At 38.1% G+C, this 16559-nt stretch carries 17 protein-coding genes; 15 read left to right on the top strand and 2 right to left on the bottom strand.

The features are described 5' to 3' along the window. Nucleotides 1-13 precede the first annotated feature (13 nt). The 11 genes from B5F18_RS05940 (at nucleotide 14) to B5F18_RS12405 (ending at nucleotide 12515) form a co-directional block, all read left to right on the top strand. Nucleotides 14-1006 (top strand): AAA family ATPase, encoded by a 993-nt coding sequence (locus tag B5F18_RS05940; RefSeq protein ID WP_087156752.1) that lies wholly within the window; start codon nucleotides 14-16, stop codon nucleotides 1004-1006. 21 nt (nucleotides 1007-1027) lie between these two features. Then, entirely contained in the window at nucleotides 1028-3550 is a 2523-nt protein-coding gene (locus B5F18_RS05935; protein WP_087156751.1) for a S8 family peptidase, read from the top strand. 738 nt (nucleotides 3551-4288) lie between these two features. Further along, the gene (gene licT / locus B5F18_RS05930; protein WP_087156750.1) at nucleotides 4289-5137 is read left to right on the top strand and encodes a BglG family transcription antiterminator LicT; all 849 of its coding nucleotides are present in this window, start codon (nucleotides 4289-4291) and stop codon (nucleotides 5135-5137) included. Nucleotides 5138-5286: 149 nt separating this feature from the next. Next, nucleotides 5287-7191 (top strand): beta-glucoside-specific PTS transporter subunit IIABC, encoded by a 1905-nt coding sequence (locus B5F18_RS05925; RefSeq protein ID WP_087156749.1) that lies wholly within the window; start codon nucleotides 5287-5289, stop codon nucleotides 7189-7191. Between the two features lie 13 nt (nucleotides 7192-7204). Next, entirely contained in the window at nucleotides 7205-8665 is a 1461-nt protein-coding gene (locus B5F18_RS05920) for a glycoside hydrolase family 1 protein (protein WP_087156748.1), read from the top strand. Between the two features lie 174 nt (nucleotides 8666-8839). Then, nucleotides 8840-9433, top strand: a complete 594-nt coding sequence (locus B5F18_RS05915; RefSeq protein WP_087156747.1) for an Ltp family lipoprotein — start codon at nucleotides 8840-8842, stop codon at nucleotides 9431-9433. 290 nt (nucleotides 9434-9723) lie between these two features. Continuing rightward, the gene (locus B5F18_RS05910; RefSeq protein WP_087156746.1) at nucleotides 9724-10095 is read left to right on the top strand and encodes a GntR family transcriptional regulator; all 372 of its coding nucleotides are present in this window, start codon (nucleotides 9724-9726) and stop codon (nucleotides 10093-10095) included. Nucleotides 10096-10100: 5 nt separating this feature from the next. Further along, complete coding sequence (locus B5F18_RS05905; protein ID WP_087156745.1) at nucleotides 10101-10952, top strand: ATP-binding cassette domain-containing protein; 852 nt, start codon at nucleotides 10101-10103, stop codon at nucleotides 10950-10952. Continuing rightward, nucleotides 10949-11605, top strand: a complete 657-nt coding sequence (locus tag B5F18_RS05900) for an ABC-2 transporter permease (RefSeq protein WP_087156744.1) — start codon at nucleotides 10949-10951, stop codon at nucleotides 11603-11605. The genes B5F18_RS05905 and B5F18_RS05900 overlap by 4 nt, the downstream gene beginning before the upstream one ends. Nucleotides 11606-11788: 183 nt before the next feature. Next, on the top strand, nucleotides 11789-11974 hold the full coding sequence (locus B5F18_RS05895; protein WP_087156743.1) for a DUF4177 domain-containing protein: 186 nt from the start codon (nucleotides 11789-11791) through the stop codon (nucleotides 11972-11974). 268 nt (nucleotides 11975-12242) lie between these two features. Further along, nucleotides 12243-12515 carry a hypothetical protein gene (locus B5F18_RS12405; RefSeq protein ID WP_143468376.1) on the top strand — a complete coding sequence of 91 codons (273 nt, stop codon included), beginning with the start codon at nucleotides 12243-12245 and terminating at the stop codon, nucleotides 12513-12515. 277 nt (nucleotides 12516-12792) lie between these two features. Here the strand turns inward: B5F18_RS12405 and B5F18_RS05885 are convergent, their stop codons facing one another. Further along, nucleotides 12793-13362 carry a cyclophilin-like fold protein gene (locus B5F18_RS05885; protein ID WP_087156741.1) on the bottom strand — a complete coding sequence of 190 codons (570 nt, stop codon included), beginning with the start codon at nucleotides 13360-13362 and terminating at the stop codon, nucleotides 12793-12795. A gap of 194 nt (nucleotides 13363-13556) precedes the next feature. Next, nucleotides 13557-14117, bottom strand: a complete 561-nt coding sequence (locus B5F18_RS05880) for a sugar O-acetyltransferase (RefSeq protein ID WP_087156740.1) — start codon at nucleotides 14115-14117, stop codon at nucleotides 13557-13559. Between the two features lie 183 nt (nucleotides 14118-14300). Between B5F18_RS05880 and B5F18_RS05875 the strand changes: the two genes are divergently transcribed. From B5F18_RS05875 to B5F18_RS13060, 4 genes are all read left to right on the top strand, one after another. Then, complete coding sequence (locus B5F18_RS05875; RefSeq protein WP_087156739.1) at nucleotides 14301-15173, top strand: LysR family transcriptional regulator; 873 nt, start codon at nucleotides 14301-14303, stop codon at nucleotides 15171-15173. Between the two features lie 127 nt (nucleotides 15174-15300). Next, nucleotides 15301-15492, top strand: a complete 192-nt coding sequence (locus B5F18_RS05870; protein WP_087156738.1) for a hypothetical protein — start codon at nucleotides 15301-15303, stop codon at nucleotides 15490-15492. A 436-nt stretch (nucleotides 15493-15928) separates the two neighbouring features. Then, entirely contained in the window at nucleotides 15929-16336 is a 408-nt protein-coding gene (locus B5F18_RS05865; RefSeq protein ID WP_162607547.1) for a DUF2935 domain-containing protein, read from the top strand. Between the two features lie 3 nt (nucleotides 16337-16339). Then, nucleotides 16340-16447 (top strand): DUF2935 domain-containing protein, encoded by a 108-nt coding sequence (locus B5F18_RS13060; RefSeq protein ID WP_087156781.1) that lies wholly within the window; start codon nucleotides 16340-16342, stop codon nucleotides 16445-16447. Nucleotides 16448-16559: the final 112 nt, after the last annotated feature.

The following is a 16559-nucleotide window of genomic DNA, read 5'->3' as shown; positions in this document are numbered from 1 at the left end:
AAGGAGTAATATCATGGCTAGAGCCGATTTGTTAAAGAAATTATTTAGTAGCTTTAAGCAAGAGGATAAAGACTCTTTTTATAAAGTTGCTTCGGAAATTATTGAGGATGAGAGAAAAAAGAATCATGGTATCTTAGCTGATGATTTAAGAATGATTCTTAACGGAAATTATCAACCTAAGCGTTCAATGTCTTCTTTTTCATCTAATACACCGAAGGACAATGATAAAGAAATACCGCTGGTTGAAGTTATTTATCCGGAAAAGTATTTTTCTGATTTGATAATAACTGATGAAAAAACAATGCAGTTAGATCAAATTATAAAAGAATTTAATAATTGGGATGTTCTAATGAGTAATGGAGTATTTCCAACAAGAAGAGTTCTTTTTTATGGTCCTCCAGGATGTGGAAAAACTTTAGCAGCCCATGCTATAGCTGGAGAAATTGGAATCCCTATGCTGTATGTGAGATTTGATGCGCTTATTTCTTCATATCTTGGTGAAACAGCCGGGAATATTAGAAAAGTATTTGATTACGCCAAAAATGATAGCTGGGTTATCTTTTTTGATGAATTTGATGCTATAGGTCATAGTCGTAATGATGCAGCAGAACATGGCGAAATAAAACGGGTAGTTAATGCTTTTTTACAACAAATAGATAATTATAAAGGCCGTTCATTAATTATCGCTGCAACTAATTTTGAACAATCATTAGATTATGCGATATGGAGAAGGTTTGATGAAACAATTCAGTTTGATATGCCATCAAATGAAGAAAAAATTAAATTGTTTTCTTTAAATCTTAAGCGTTTTAAAGGACCAGAACATGTCTTTGAACAATATGTAAACAATTTGGGTGCTTTTTCTCATTCAGATGTTGAAAAAGTTTGTCAAATCATAATGAAAATGTGTATTCTTGATGGAAGAAAAATATACACCAAAAAGGATATTGAATATGCGGTAAAAAAACAAGAGCAAATCGTTTCATTGAGAAAGACACAGTATTAATTATAAGGGGGAGAAAAGGGCATGGCGAAATTAAATCATATTGAAATAAGCCGTGAAGATGCCATACGTCAGTATAGATTTCCAGCTAATATGAATGCACCGAAACCACCTTCACGAGACAGAAAAATTCATGGCGTTCAGTTGAAAAATGAATTGTCCGAAGCAATAAATTCTATTAAGAAAAGCCGCATGAATGCGGGCATTAAATCTGAAAATTTATTGGTTCTTGAGGTTATTGGTGATGCGATGTCACCAACAATTCTCGAGAACATGTTGCGAAAATTTAATCTATACTTAGTAGAAGAAATTGATATCATAAATACTAATAACACAAAGCTAGTTATTCAGTTTGAAAATAAAGATGCATTAAATGCTTTTAATTACGAAAGAAAATTGTGGGAAAACGATGATGAAAATTCTTCAACTTTGACTTATGCACAAAGGAGAGATTTATTTAATTGTATAGAAACAATTAGAAGCGTTTCTCGTCAAGACCGTATCGGAACTCGCTTGAGAAAATACATGGATAATCCATCTTTGTTTCCAGAAGGTTTGTTTGTTGTTAACATTGATGTTTGGTTCAATGGGGATCGCTCAACGATTATGGAAACAGAAGCACAATTGCGACAAGCTTTAGGGACACAAGGGAGCAAACTATTGGGGGATTTATTTGAAATTCCCAGTTTGCTGCTGGGGAGAGCATCTGTTAATGAATTTACATTAAATGCATTATTAGATTTAGATATTATTGCATCTGTAGAGTTACCATATAGTAACGTTGTAACTGAGCCATATGAACTATATAAATGGGATTATGAACCAATAATTCAAAATGAGCTGGATTCTAGCGCACCTTTAGCAACAATATTAGATTCTGGAATATTTACGGGAAATCCTTTGCTGAGTGATATTGTAGTAGCTGAAGAGGATTTTGACCATACTGAAAATACCACAGCAGATTTAAATGGACATGGGACTGGTGTTGCAGGGATAGTGGCATATGGAGATTTCACTGTAGGAATGAAGTCTAAAGTATTTAAACCATTAGTACGTTTGTGCAATGGGAAAATCATGCATAATGACAATGGAAACCCTGTCTTTTCGATAGATAAGAGACCGGAACAAACGATTAAGGAGGCTATTGAATATTTTTATAAAGAATATGGGTGTAGAGTTTTTAATCTATCTGCGGGAGATAGTGATCATTTATATTGTGGCGGCCGACAATTTGCGTGGGCAGAAATGTTGGATCAATTATCACGCGATTTAGATATAGTAATAATTGTAAGTGCAGGAAATGTTGCAGATCCCAATATTGTGGAATTTTCTTCACGCGATGAATTGCTAGAAAAGTGCAGAGATCAATTATTCTATCCGGAGCATCGTTTAATAGATCCGGCAACATCGGCTCTTAGTGTTACAGTGGGAGCAATAACTCGTTTTGATGAACCTGAGGCAATTCCTAATAGAAGTGGACGTATTTCTGTTGGAAAGAAAGATTACATGTCTGTATTTACTCGAATTGGTAAAGGTGTCAATAAGGCTATAAAACCTGAACTGGTAGATTATGGTGGGAATTTTGCAGTTACTCAATTTATGAGAGGCCAAACAAGGTGGTTAAAAACAGATCAAAAATTGCTAGAACCTACATTACATAACGGTAATGATAAGATATTTAAGGGGTGGTGCGGGACCAGTTTCTCAGCACCACATGTTACTCATATTGCTGCTAGAATCGAAAGAGCTCTACAGGAACAAATAAAAGAAAAACCATCTGCCAATTTGATTCGAGCAATCCTTGTTAATTCTTCAAGATGTACTGATGAAATGTTATCGTGGGCTGAGGCATCAACCGATGTATTTCATAAAGGTAAAAATAATCCTAAGCAGGAACGGAGATTAAGATTAATTGGATTTGGAAAAGCAAATGATAGTCTTCTTTATTCAGATGATAACCATGTGACATTGTTTGCAGAGGATTCACTGGAGCTGAGATCTTTTCATTTATATAAAATTCCTGTTCCAAAAGAATTTTTGAAAGTTAAAGCAGAAAAAAGCATTGCAATCAGTTTGGCTTATAATCCAATTACTCGTCTAAGTAGAAAAGATTATCTTACTAATAATTTGTGGTTTGAAGTGTTCAGAAAAATAGATGAAAGAGATTTGATTTTATACAAAGCAAAAAAGGAATCTGGGGAAGACTCGGAGGAAGATTTAGAAAATCTTCCGGATGAAAATAAAGCAGCTTTTTTACCTGGGTATCGAGATTTATCAAAAAGCACATTGCAACAGCGTATATGGAGGAAAGGTCCTCGTGGAGGAAGTGACTTATTATGGGATGAAAATGAACCATATATATATATTTTAGTTACAGGGAAAGAGCGATTTAAATATGCAGAACAAGAAGCACCACAAGATTATGCTTTAGCAATCACTTTTTCATATGGAAGTAGAGATGATATAGAATTATATAATAAATTGAGACAAAATGTACGGATTAAAGATCGGCATAGGGTTCGTACACGAACTCAGGTCAAACGCTAAAGTAGGTAGGAGAATTGTATTTAGATATGTTCCCACCTACGATCAAGAGGGCAAAAACAGCGGTGGATCAAGTCGGACGAACCGCCCGGCAAATGACGTACTTCCTGTCCTCTCGTGCCATGTGGAGACTGTGTGCCTTTTAAAGAGAAAAGAGGTTTCGGAGTAGAGTGAGCAGGAATGATTGAACTGTGAGTATCTTGGAAATGGATTGAAAAAACAGAGTTTTTGGTAGGGATATTAGTGGGAGAGATTGAAAAAAATTGTATGTGATTAAAGGAAATAAAAGGAAAAACATTTAAGAAATCTCTTAACAATCAGACAGGCAATGTAAGATTGATTACTCTAAGCATAGATTTTTTCAAAAATAGATTATAAATACCTTTTCAGGGACGGTGAGATGATACTTGCCGTTCCTGGTTTTAACCCCTAGGTTATTAGATTTTATGTCCAAATTGAGAATAGGAGGTGGAGTTATACTAAATTCCTCCGGAGAATGTGTTTTCATGAAAGCTTTTATGTCGTCTGTTTTGCATAAAAAATGCAGAATAAAATTATCATATTTGATGAAAATGAAATTTTCAGTAGACAAACACCTGTCAAGCTGTTACTATATACGTGTAAATTAAGTTTGTTATTACGTGAGGGTAAGCAAGACTGTTTATAATACTGAATGGATAGTATTGTAGGCAGTTTTTTATTTTGCGGGAAATACTTCGCAGTGTACCACTTACAAGGGGGATGAAACCAGTGAAAATTATCAGGGTGTTAAATACAAATGCAGTGGTGTCCACGGATCAGCAAGATCGGGAGATCATTATTACAGGAGCTGGAATCGGTTTTAAAAAGAAAAAAGGAGAAGAGCTGGATAAATCCCTTGTGGAGAAGATTTACTTCCTGAAAAATGAGGAGGATAATCACCGCCTTCAGGAAGTGGTCAAAGAAATATCAGAAAAATATCTGGAGATTGCAGGAAAAGTGGTGACATGTGCCAGAGAGCAGAATCTGAAAATCAAGGATACTCTTTATGTGACTTTGACAGACCACATCAATTCCGCAGTGGAAAGATTTCAGAATGGAATCAGTTTGAAAAATATGATGCGTCATGAGATCAAAAAATTTTATCCACAGGAATATGCACTTGGGCAGAAGGCAATCGGATGGATCGAGAAAAAAACAGGGATCAATCTCGGAGATGACGAGGCTGCGTTTATTGCCATGCACATTGTCTCTTCAGAATTTGAGACAAGCGAAGTATCGGATGTACAGAAGATTACAGAGCTGATCAATGCGATCGTCAAAATCGTAAAGATGCATTTTAAGATTGACTTTCATGAAGATTCCGTATCTTATCAGAGATTCCTGACACATTTAAAATTTTTTTCCGCGAGAGTGATGGACGGAGAAGTGTATCAGGACAGTATGGAAGAAATCTACCGCGTTATGGTGGTGCAGAATTGCCGGGCATATACGGGTGTGGAAAAAGTTGCGCAGTTTATTGAAAAACAGCATGGATATCGATTGAGCATAGATGAAGAATTGTATTTGCTGATTCATATCAAAAGAATATTGGATGAACAAGTTGAGTAGTTCACAGGTTTGTAATTATTAAGTTAAGCAAGACCTGATTACAGAAACCGCATATCCCGGGAACATGCGGCTTTTGTAGTCAGGTCTTTGTGTTTGCCGGAAAATTCCGGGAAATTTTATATATTATATCAATCAGAAGAGGTGAAAACATGGATTACGAGAGTGTAGCAAAAAAAATCCTGCAGCGTGTAGGGGGGAAAGAAAATGTGGTCAGCTTGGTGCATTGTATGACAAGGCTGAGATTTACGTTGAAAGATGAGTCCATTGTGGACGATGAGGCTGTAAAAAAGACAAAAGGTGTTATGGGAATTATGAAAAAAGCAGGCCAGTATCAGATTATCATAGGAAACGATGTTGGAAATGTGTTTGCAGAGTTAAATAAGCTGGGCCATTTTTCCAATGAAGTTCCTAAAAAGGCACCAGAGAAAAAAGAAAAGAAAAATATTTTATCTGCGCTGATGGATACCATTTCCGGGGTCATGGCTCCGGTAATTCCCGCGATCATCGGCGCTGCTATGATCAAAGTGCTGCTGACGCTCCTTCCGATGATCGGAGTGTTGGACACAGAAGGATACACTTACAATCTGCTGAGTGTGATGGGAGACGGCGCATTTTTCTTTATGCCTGTATTGATCGCGATTTCCGCATCTAAAAAATTTGGAACCAATATGTACTATGCGGCGAGTATCGCACTGATCATGCTGCATCCGAATTTTATTTCCATGATGGACGCAGCAAATGAGGCAGGGAAAGTAGTAAAATTCCTTGGATTTATACCGGTTACCTATGCAACCTATTCTTATTCTGTGATTCCGATCATCCTTGCTGTATGGTCTTTGAAATATGTAGAGAAACTGGTGGACAAGATTACTCCGGTTGTGACAAAGAACTTTTTAAAGCCAATGTTAGTTGTTCTGATCGAGGCTCCGATCGCGCTGATCGTACTGGGACCTCTTGGAGCGATCTTTGGAAATGTACTGTCAGATATTGTATATTTTGTTCATGACCAGTTAGGATTCATTGCAATCGGAATTGTGGCAGGTATTTATCCGTTTGTAGTTATGGCGGGTATGCACCATGCATTTACACCGATCAAACTTGGAATGATCGCGACAACCGGATATGAAAACTTTATCTGTATCGGAGAACTTTGCTCCAATATGGCACAGGGGGCAGCGTCACTTGCAGTATCCATCAAGAGTAAAAATAAAGACTTTAAACAGGTTGCCGGTTCTTCTGCATTTTCCGCATTGTTTGCAGGGATCACGGAGCCAGCCTTGTATGGTGTCACACTCAGATTGAAACGTCCGATGTTAGGCGCTTGTATCGGTGCTGCTGTGGGTGGATTATTCGGAGGATTTTTCCAGATGAAATGCTTTGGAATAGCCACGCCTGCAATTGTGACGATCGTGCAGTATGTGGAGGAAGACCGTGCAGTCAGTCTGCTGATCGCAGCACTTACGATTCTTCTGACTGTAGTTGTCACATTTATCGCAACCATGATCATTGGATTTAAAGATATTGTGGATGAAGATGATGAATTGGAAGAAACAACAGAGGAGACACCGGAAACATTGAATGTAAAACCGATTCTGAAAGGGCAGGAAATTCATGTGCTAAGTCCGATGCAGGGAAAAGTGATTCCGTTAGAGAAAGTAAAAGATGCAACATTTTCCCAGGGTATTCTTGGAAAAGGGACAGCGATCGTGCCGGAAAAAGGCGAGGTGGTTGCTCCGTTTGACGGGAAAATCCAGGTCATGTTTGAAACCGGACATGCAGCCGGACTTGTCAGTGAGGATGGAGTGGAACTTTTGATCCATATTGGCATGGACACTGTGGAACTGGAAGGAAACTATTTCCATCCGAAAAAAGCGTCAGGAGATGTGGTGAAAAAAGGGGAAGTGATTCTGGAATTTGACAAAGATGAGATTGTAAAAGCAGGATATGATATCACAACACCGATTATTATTTCCAATACGGATAAGTTTGCGGATGTCTCTGCAAATGCAGAAGGAGAAGTAAAAGAACTGGAAGAGATTCTGATTATCAAATAAAGGAGGAAACATCATGGAACAGATGAAAGCAAAAGGATTTCCGGGAGATTTTCTCTGGGGAAGTGCTTCCGCAGCATACCAGATCGAAGGAGGATGGAATGAAGGCGGCAAAGGAGTGACAAACTGGGATACCTTTGTGCGCATTCCGGGAAAAACATACATGGCAACCACAGGAGATGTGGCTGTAGATCATTATCACAGATATAAAGAAGATATTACACTGATGGCAGAAATGGGTCTGAAAACATACCGTTTTTCCATTTCCTGGGCAAGGATCTATCCGGAAGGAACAGGAACAGTGAATGAAGAAGGGATTGCATTTTACGAAAATATCATTGATGAGTGCCTGAAATACAATATTGAGCCAATGGTGACTATTTATCACTGGGATCTGCCGCAGGCTCTTGTGGATGCTTACCAGGGATGGGAAAGTCCCCAGATCATTGATGATTATGTAAATTATGCAAAAACACTGTTTTCCAGATTTGGAAATAAGGTCAAATACTGGATCACATTAAATGAGCAGAATATTTTTACTTCCCTGGGATGGCTCACAGCGCAACATCCGCCTGGAAAATTCGATGATCAGAAAATGTTCTACCAGGTGAACCACCATGCATTTATGGCGCATGCAAAAGCAGTGCTTGCATACAGAGAAATGGGAGGAACCGGACAGATCGGTGCAAGTTTTGCCTACACCCCTTCCTATGCATTGGACTGTAAACCGATCAATGCAATGGCAAAGGCAAATTACGATGATCTGAAAAATTACTGGTGGATGGATGTCTACGCATATGGACGTTATCCGATCGCAGCAATGACCTATTTACAGAAAAAAGGAATCGCACCAAAGATGGCTCCGGGAGACGAGGAGATCCTTAGAAAAGCAGCATCTGAGATCACATTTATGGGAGTAAATTATTATCAAAGCTGTGTGTGTGAATACAATCCAATGGATGGAGTGACTCCATACGGAACAATGAACACAAGCGGTGTCAAAGGTTCCGCACAAGAAGTGGGTATGCAGGGAATTTATAAAAATCCTGCAAACCCCTACTTGTTGACCACAGACTGGGATTGGAGTATTGACCCGTCAGGTCTTCGGTTCTGCTGCAGGGAGATCACAAGCCGGTATGCACTGCCGATCATTATCTCTGAAAACGGGCTTGGAGCTTTTGACAAGAAGACAGAAGATGATCAGATCCATGACGAATACAGAATCTGCTATCTGCAGGAACATTTAAAAGCTTTGGGGGAGGCAGTGGAAGAGGGATGTCGTGTACTTGCATACTGTACATGGTCTTTCACAGATCTTTTGAGCTGGCTGAACGGATATCAGAAACGATATGGATTTGTCTATGTAGACAGGGAAGAAGAGGAAGGTGGTACATTGAACCGCTATAAAAAGGACAGTTTTTACTGGTACCAGGATGTGATCCGGACAAATGGAGAGTCGTTGTTTACCGAGGAATAAGGAATGCCAGAGAAGCAAAATCAGACACAATGTTCGAGCTGAAGCAGTGGAACTAAAAAACAGGCAGGTTTAAGACATCCGAAAGGGTGTCTTTTACGTTCTATAATAAATCTGCTTGATTTTTAGGGGGGGGGGTAAAGTATAATATAAAAAAACGAAAGAGAGGAAAAGGAAATGGAAAACGAAACAAAGAAATGTAAACATTGTAAAACAGATATTCTGAAGGACGCAAAGGTATGTCCAAATTGTAAAAAGAAACAAGGGGGAAAATTGAAATGGATCATCATTGCAGTTGTTGTTCTTGGAGTTATTGGTGCTGCAATGGGTGGTGGAAAAGGCAGCACAACTACACAAGAGCCAAAGGTTTCCGATAATAAGGACAAAAGCGATAATGATAAAGTAAACGAAACGAAGGAAGAAACCAAAGAAGAAACGAAAGATCAAACTGCAGAACCGGAAGTTTCTACAGAATTCAAAAATGCTTTGAAAAAAGCGGAACAATACAGTGATACAATGCACATGTCAAAACAAGGAATTTATGATCAATTAACTTCTGAATATGGAGAAAAATTCAGCGCAGAAGCTGCTCAGTATGCGGTAGATAATTTGCAGGCAGATTATAAGAAAAATGCATTAGAAAAAGCAAAAGAATATCAGGAAACAATGAGTATGTCACTTGAAGCAATAAAAGATCAGCTTATATCAGAGTATGGAGAAAAATTTACACAAGAGGAGGCTGATTATGCAATAGCAAATCTCCCTCAGTAGGAAATAGGAATTAATAAAAAAATGATTACCGCCCCTACGCCAGGAACGGAAAGATAGAAAAGGTTCTGGTGGAGTGGGCGGTAATTATTTTTTTAAAACTTATTGTACGATTTGAACGTGGTATTTTTTCCAGCCAATAATTTAACTGGCTACCCATATTTACATGTTTACAATTTTTAGCAGATACGTTTTTCTTTTACTAAAAAAATGAAGTAAACACTATATAACACTTGAAAACAGTTACAAACTGTTATATACTGTTATCAGGATAAAGGAGGAAAGATATAGAAATGAAAATTATAATCAATACTTCCTTAATGGTTCCCATTTATGAGCAGATTGTAGACCAGATTAAAATGCTTATACGCAACGGAGAACTAAAGGAAAATGATAATCTTCCGTCAGTTCGTACTCTATCCAAAGAATTAAAAATTAGTGCTTTAACCGTAAAAAAAGCATACGATAATTTGGAAAGTGAGGGTTTTACTGTAACGGTACATGGCAAAGGGACATATGTAGCGGCAACAAATACAGAGTTTCTTTTGGAAGAACAGAAAAAAGAACTGGAAGCTGATTTGGAACAGGCTATCCAAAAAGGCAGACGTTGTGGAATTAGTGACGAAGATATAAAAAGTTTATTTGAGTTGATTTTGGAGGGCTAATATATATGTTAAAAATTGAGCATTTAAAAAAGCATTATAATAATTTCTTTCTTGATTGTTCTTTAGAAATTATGCAAGGTTGTGTGACTGGTCTAATCGGGCAAAATGGAGCAGGAAAAAGCACGACATTTAAGTCAATATTAGGATTGATTTCAATCGACGGTGGGAATATCACAATATTTGGGAAAGACATCAAAGACTTTACAACAAAGGATAAAGAAGAATTAGGGATTGTATTGTCTGACTCCGGTTTTAGTGGATATTTGAGAATAAAAGATATTATTCCGGTATTGCAGAATATGTATTCAAAATTCGACAAGTCTTTCTTTATTGAGCAGGTTCAGAGATTTCAATTACCTCTGGATAAAAAGATAAAAGATTTTTCAACAGGGATGAAAGCAAAACTTAAAGTGTTGATTGCTATTTCACATAACGCAAAATTGTTGATATTAGATGAGCCTACGGCAGGCTTGGACGTAATCGCAAGAGATGAATTACTGGAAATGCTAAGAGAATTTTTAGAGAAAGATGAAGAACGTTCCATTTTGATTAGTTCTCATATATCCAGTGATTTAGAGTCATTGTGTGATGATCTTTATATGATACATGATGGAAAAATCATTCTGCATGAAGATACGGACGTATTATTGAGTGATTACGCTTTGTTAAAAGTAGATGAGAAACAATATGGCGAACTGGATAAACAGTTTATCTTACGTTCAAAAAAAGAAGTATATGGATACAGTTGCTTAACAAATCAAAAGCAGTATTATATGGAGAACTATCCTAAAATAGCGATTCAAAAAGGCACAATAGACGAAGTTATTACCATGATGGTAAGGGGGAACGAGCAATGAAAGGATTGTTAGTAAAAGACTTTAAATTAATGAAGTTGCAAAAAAATTTCTTTTTGTTAATTTTAGTGATTGCAATCGGAATGATTGTATTTACAAATGATGTGACATTTCCGTTAGCTTTTTTGATTTTTATTGTATCGTTGTTTACATTAAGTACAGTAAGTTATGATGAATTTGATAATGGTAATGCATTTTTATTCACATTGCCTATTACCCGTACCAGCTATGTAATGGAAAAATATTGCCTTGGGTTGTTGGCCGGGTGTGGTACATGGATTTTTGCAACCATATTAGGAATGATAGCGACGGTATTTAAAGGGACATTAACTATTACAGATTTAATAATGATTGCGTTGCTAATCTTGCCTATCATGATTGTAATTCAAGCAATAATGCTTCCTTTCCAGCTTAAATTTGGTGGTGAAAAAGGAAGAATTGCTATGATTGGAGCATTCGGAATTTTAGCTATTATCGGTATTATGGTTGTAAAAGGAGCAAAAGCTATTTTCAATGTTGATATAGTTAATGTATTTAATACATTACCAACAGTAAGCATGGGCATGGCAGTTATATTTGCAATCATTATTGCTCTGGCAATTTTATTAGTATCTATGAAAATTAGTATTTCTATTATGAATAAGAAAGAACTTTAAAGAGGAGGTCGCTTTATGGATTTGACAATATTAGCTGTCGTATTGCTGTTATGTGGAGGTATTCCATTAAGAAATAAGATATATAAAGAACGCAAGAAGAAAAAAGAACAAGAAATTAAAAAAGGTATTTAAAGGGAGTTGGGGGATGGATAACATTTGGATAATCGAAAGGTGGTATCTGATATGAAAGAGTATAAATATGTTGAAGTGAAATATAAATCAAAAGGTGTCTTATTTCTTTGCATTTCTGAACCAAAAGAAATTATAAACAAATATGCAGAACAGGGATATTCTTATGTAGGTTTTATCCCTACGGAAATTGACGCACATGGCAGTCTTAGAAAGATTGAGTTGATTTTTGAAAAATAAAACTTTTATAATATTAGGAACCTTGTTCCAAGCTGAGATTACACAAGAGGGTAAGGCAGTAACAGAAACAGTATTGAAAGCAAGAATAATGAAAAGAAAACAATTTTATCAGGCTTATTTGTGAGCAGAGACTATGGAAATACTTATTGGTATCTGACAGCAGTTGAGATGTGCGGAGTTGGAGGAATGATGGCAGGCGGGGTTCTGTGCATTGCCTGGGGGATCAAAAGTCGAAATAACACCTTGCTTACAGGAGTGTGTGTATTTCATGGCAGATGTCATGCCATTACAATGGATCATAGTCGGCTCCGGCATTGCACTGATTTTCATATCATCTTGTTTTTTCGCACATAGATTTTTTGTATTTACGCATACTATCTTTGAGGTGGTAGGTGTGAACAAAAAGCAGAAGGAAAGGCAGAGCAGGCAAAAGAGCCTGGAAAAGTTCAACAGTATAACACAAAAGGTAAAGCCAGAGAACCAGAACCAGACACACAATGTCCGATCTGAAGCAGTGGAACCTAAGAACAGGCAAGTTTAAGGCATCCGAGAGGGTGCCTTTTGCATAAAAAAGCAGTATTGTCTTGTTGAAAAGATTTACTGTCTTAAGAATGCGGAAGATAATTACCGATTTCAAAAAGGAGTAAAAGAGATATCAGAAAAGTATCTGGAAATTGCAGGTAAAGTTGTGGTATCAGTCAGAGAAGAGGGGATCAAAGTTCGGGATACGCTTTATGTGACGTTGACGGATTACATCAATTCTACATGAAAGTGCTGTTGAGAATAATATAAAAGAGAAAGAGGGACAACTGAATGATTTAATCAGATAAAGAAAGGACAATGGTTATATCTTTGGTCCCAAGAGCTTCTTTCCAGTTTGACAAATCATCTATTTTTCCAAGTCTTGTATAACTCCAGGAATTTGTGCCATAAAACAGAACAATATGATCTCCATTATATAAAACAATATCACCGGAATGAGTAGTGGTAGGTTCATTGGTGGCAGTAAGAGTTGCACCAAGAGGACCTACTTTTTCCATACCTGCATAATCTGTCATTTCAATCGTAATCGGTTCCTCTTCCAGCAAATCAATCAGCTCCTTTGTGGCAGTGTTATTTTCTAATGTTGCTGTAAAAATGAAATTGTCAATTTGAACCTTGATCTTTTTAGTTTCCATTTCTTCATTTCCTTTCGTTTTTTCAGACGCCTTGGCTTTGGACAAGGGCTCTGCCCTTAAGTGGGATTCCTGCTGTTCTGGGTGAGAAACCCCACATGAAGAAAGAAGAAAAATGAGTGCTGTGAGAATCATAAAATATGACTTTTTCAATTGTGGCCACTCCTTCAAAATAACAGAAAATTTTTTATGAAAGCTCTTTTCCCATTTCATACGCTTTTTTCATAGCTGAATGGTTCTCGTTGATTTCTCCGGGATTTGTAACGCCGCCTCCAAAAACAACGCCGGCAAGATGGGACTTATCAAAACATTCGATCCAGCCCTCCAGTCCACTTACGGCACGGCTCCAGGCGTGAACTTGTAGAAATGATCAATATTTTTTTATTCATTGCTTTGCTCCTGTATATTTATTTTTTTATCAGTTTTGCCGGTACACCACCGACTACCGTATTATCAGGCACATCTTTATTGACTACAGCTCCGGCGGCAATGATGGCCCCATCGCCGATAATTACACCGGGACAGATTGTTGCGTTTGCACCTATCCAGACATTCTTTCCGATTTTGATAGGAGCGGGGAGTAAGTTTCCTCGTTTTGCCGCATCCTGACTGTGATTGAGCGTGGCGAGGACAACGTTATGCCCGATCAGTGTGCCGTCCCCTATGCTGATGCCGCCCTGGTCCTGAAACTTACAGCCGGAATTGATGAAAACGTGTTTCCCGATTTTCAAGTTTTTCCCGCAGTCTGTATAGAATGGCGGGAACATGGAAAAGGATTCATCGATATGTCTTCCGGTCAGGTCTCTCATAATTGTCAAAAGTTCTTCCGGAGTATGATAGCGATTGTTTAAATCAGCCGTAATTTGGAGTGCCTTTTGGGAAAGTTCTGTCATGTACTGGTGGACTTCGGAGCCTGCGGTTACTTCCTTTCCGCTGTCCATATATGAAAGAAACTCTTTTGTCTCCATGGGAAATTCCTCCTTGCATTTGTTTGTGATTTACAAGATTATTATAAAAAAGATCATTAGTAATGTCGAATACCTATTTATTATTACCAGATATTCTTGAAAGGCATATCTGTACCTGCTATGATTGACATAGGTTAATTGAAATTTTACGGTGTAAAAAGAATACAAGGAAGGGAAAAGAGAATGGAGATCAGGGTTTTAAGATATTTTATGGAAACAGCAAAAGAAGGAAGCATGACTCGGGCAGCAGAGAACCTTCATGTGACACAGCCTACTTTATCCAGGCAGCTTAAAGGGTTGGAGGAAGAACTGGGACAAAAACTCTTTATTCGGGGAAATTATAATATCCATCTGACTGAGGAAGGCAAAATATTATATAAACGTGCGGAAGATATCCTGAGTATGGTTGACAAAACAGCGGCAGAGTTTGAAATGATGAATGATTTTGATGGGGGAGATATTTATATTGGTTGTGCAGAATCTGAAGGAATGTCCTACGTAGCAAAAGCGATCCGGGAGGTACAGATGCGGTTTCCGAAGATTCAGTATCATTTATACAGCGGAAACGCAGAAAGAGTGACGGAGCGGCTGGATAAGGGGCTGCTGGATTTTGCGGTTGTTGTCCAGAATGTGGATGTTTCTAAATATGCCCATCTGGAAATTCCGTATAGAGATAACTGGGGGCTGATCATGAGAAAGGACAGTCCGCTGGTTGCGAAAAATGTGATTGAACTGGACGAGCTTTTGGAACTTCCGCTGATTCTTTCCAGACAGGGAATTACAAGTGAACTGCCGGATTGGTTTCGGAAAAATAAAGAAAAATTAAACGTAGCAGCAACTTATGACCTATTGTTTAATGCGTCCATCCTCGTAAGAGAAGGTGTTGGATATGCGCTGGGGTTTGATAAATTGATACACACAGGCTCCGACAGTATTTTGTGTTTCCGTCCAATCCATCCAGCTATGGAGTCTCCAATGCGTATCATTTGGAAACATAACCAGGTGTTTTCCAGAGAGGCGGAGATATTTCTGAAAGAGCTCAAAAATTTTTTATGAATGAACAACTTTTTGCATAGCCGATTGGTTCGATATTTGATCCGCAAGTCGAAAACAGCATTCCACAATGTCGGTGATAAAATTTATATTGACAATAAAACCTTTATGCGTTTTCAGGAAATAGGAAGTGTCAGGAAACCAAATCAAAAAAATATTTGGGGACACACTGACTATTGATCTGAGAAAAAAGAAAGTGGGACATACTTTCACCGGTTGTGCAAGCCCGGACAGAACTTTATGGATAAACCTTGGTACAACGGCTGCAAATTATGAACATCCGAAATTTGGAATCACAGTATCTACGGGCAGCCAAAACTGAAGCGAAGAAATTTATGCGGACTTTGACTGTGTTCGTTTTGATTATGAGCCGCAGACAGCACAAGTTGATCTTGAGGGAATGAATCCGGTTCGGAAGGTTGCACAGGAAACTCTGGCATCTATGACGCCGCAGATTTATCCGACACAGGATGGTGTGGAAGGACGTTATTTCACAAACTGTGTAAAAGGAGAAGAAGTGGCTTGCCAGGTAAATGTATAGAATGCAGGGAGACAAAACAAATCTCCAGAAAGTGTCCTGATTATCGGGAAAAGAGAAAATAAGCTATAAAGCAGTTCGGACTGCGTCGTGTGGAAAAGCCGGGAAGTAATAATTTGCGAAGTTTATTGCGCGCAAGATGGTTACCGAGTTTACCCTTTTTGCCGAAAAGAAGACAGAGGCATTAACCGGAATTCCTATTAACAGCAAAATTACAGAAATGACACGGCAATTGGAATGCAGTCATATACGGCATGAAAATCGTTCTCTGTTTCAGTCGGTTATGAGAATCGATGAACGCGCATTCCGTCTGCTGAATGAATTCATCCACTTTAAGGAGTGTATACTTGGCAAAGTAAACAACGGGCAGCTTTTTACTGCCAGCTATCCGTTTCTCATCCAGCATATTATCCGGGAAACCAAGTTGTACCGTGAAATCGTAGAGCAGCTGCTTGGAAATAGGAATATTTGCTATCAGAGTTTGTACGAAACAGCCCACAATTTTTCGAAAGATTATGCAAAACTTCTTGAAATGGCATGCCGGCAGGATTCACGTGCCAATAACATGAGTGAAAGAATATTAAGAGAAACATTGAAATACCGCGATTTTAAAGCAGCTGGCACATAGGGGATCCTGGACTGTCAGATTTCTTCTATCATTCTTCCGTTTCTGTCAGATCATATACTCAGGGAAGCCAACCACTATATACGTGTGCTGGAAAACGGGCAGACACGATAGATGATGAGAAAATGTATATTGGCAGGAACGGATCGCAAAGACGCCTGCCAGTGTACTTACATACTGCATAAATAAATTGTGCAGCTGATATAGTATTGAATTTATCTTTGAC

The organism is Lachnoclostridium sp. An181 (assembly GCF_002160325.1).
GTDB lineage: Bacteria > Bacillota > Clostridia > Lachnospirales > Lachnospiraceae > An181.
Note: the sequence above shows the minus strand (reverse complement) of the source record. Positions and strands in the feature narration are given on the sequence as shown.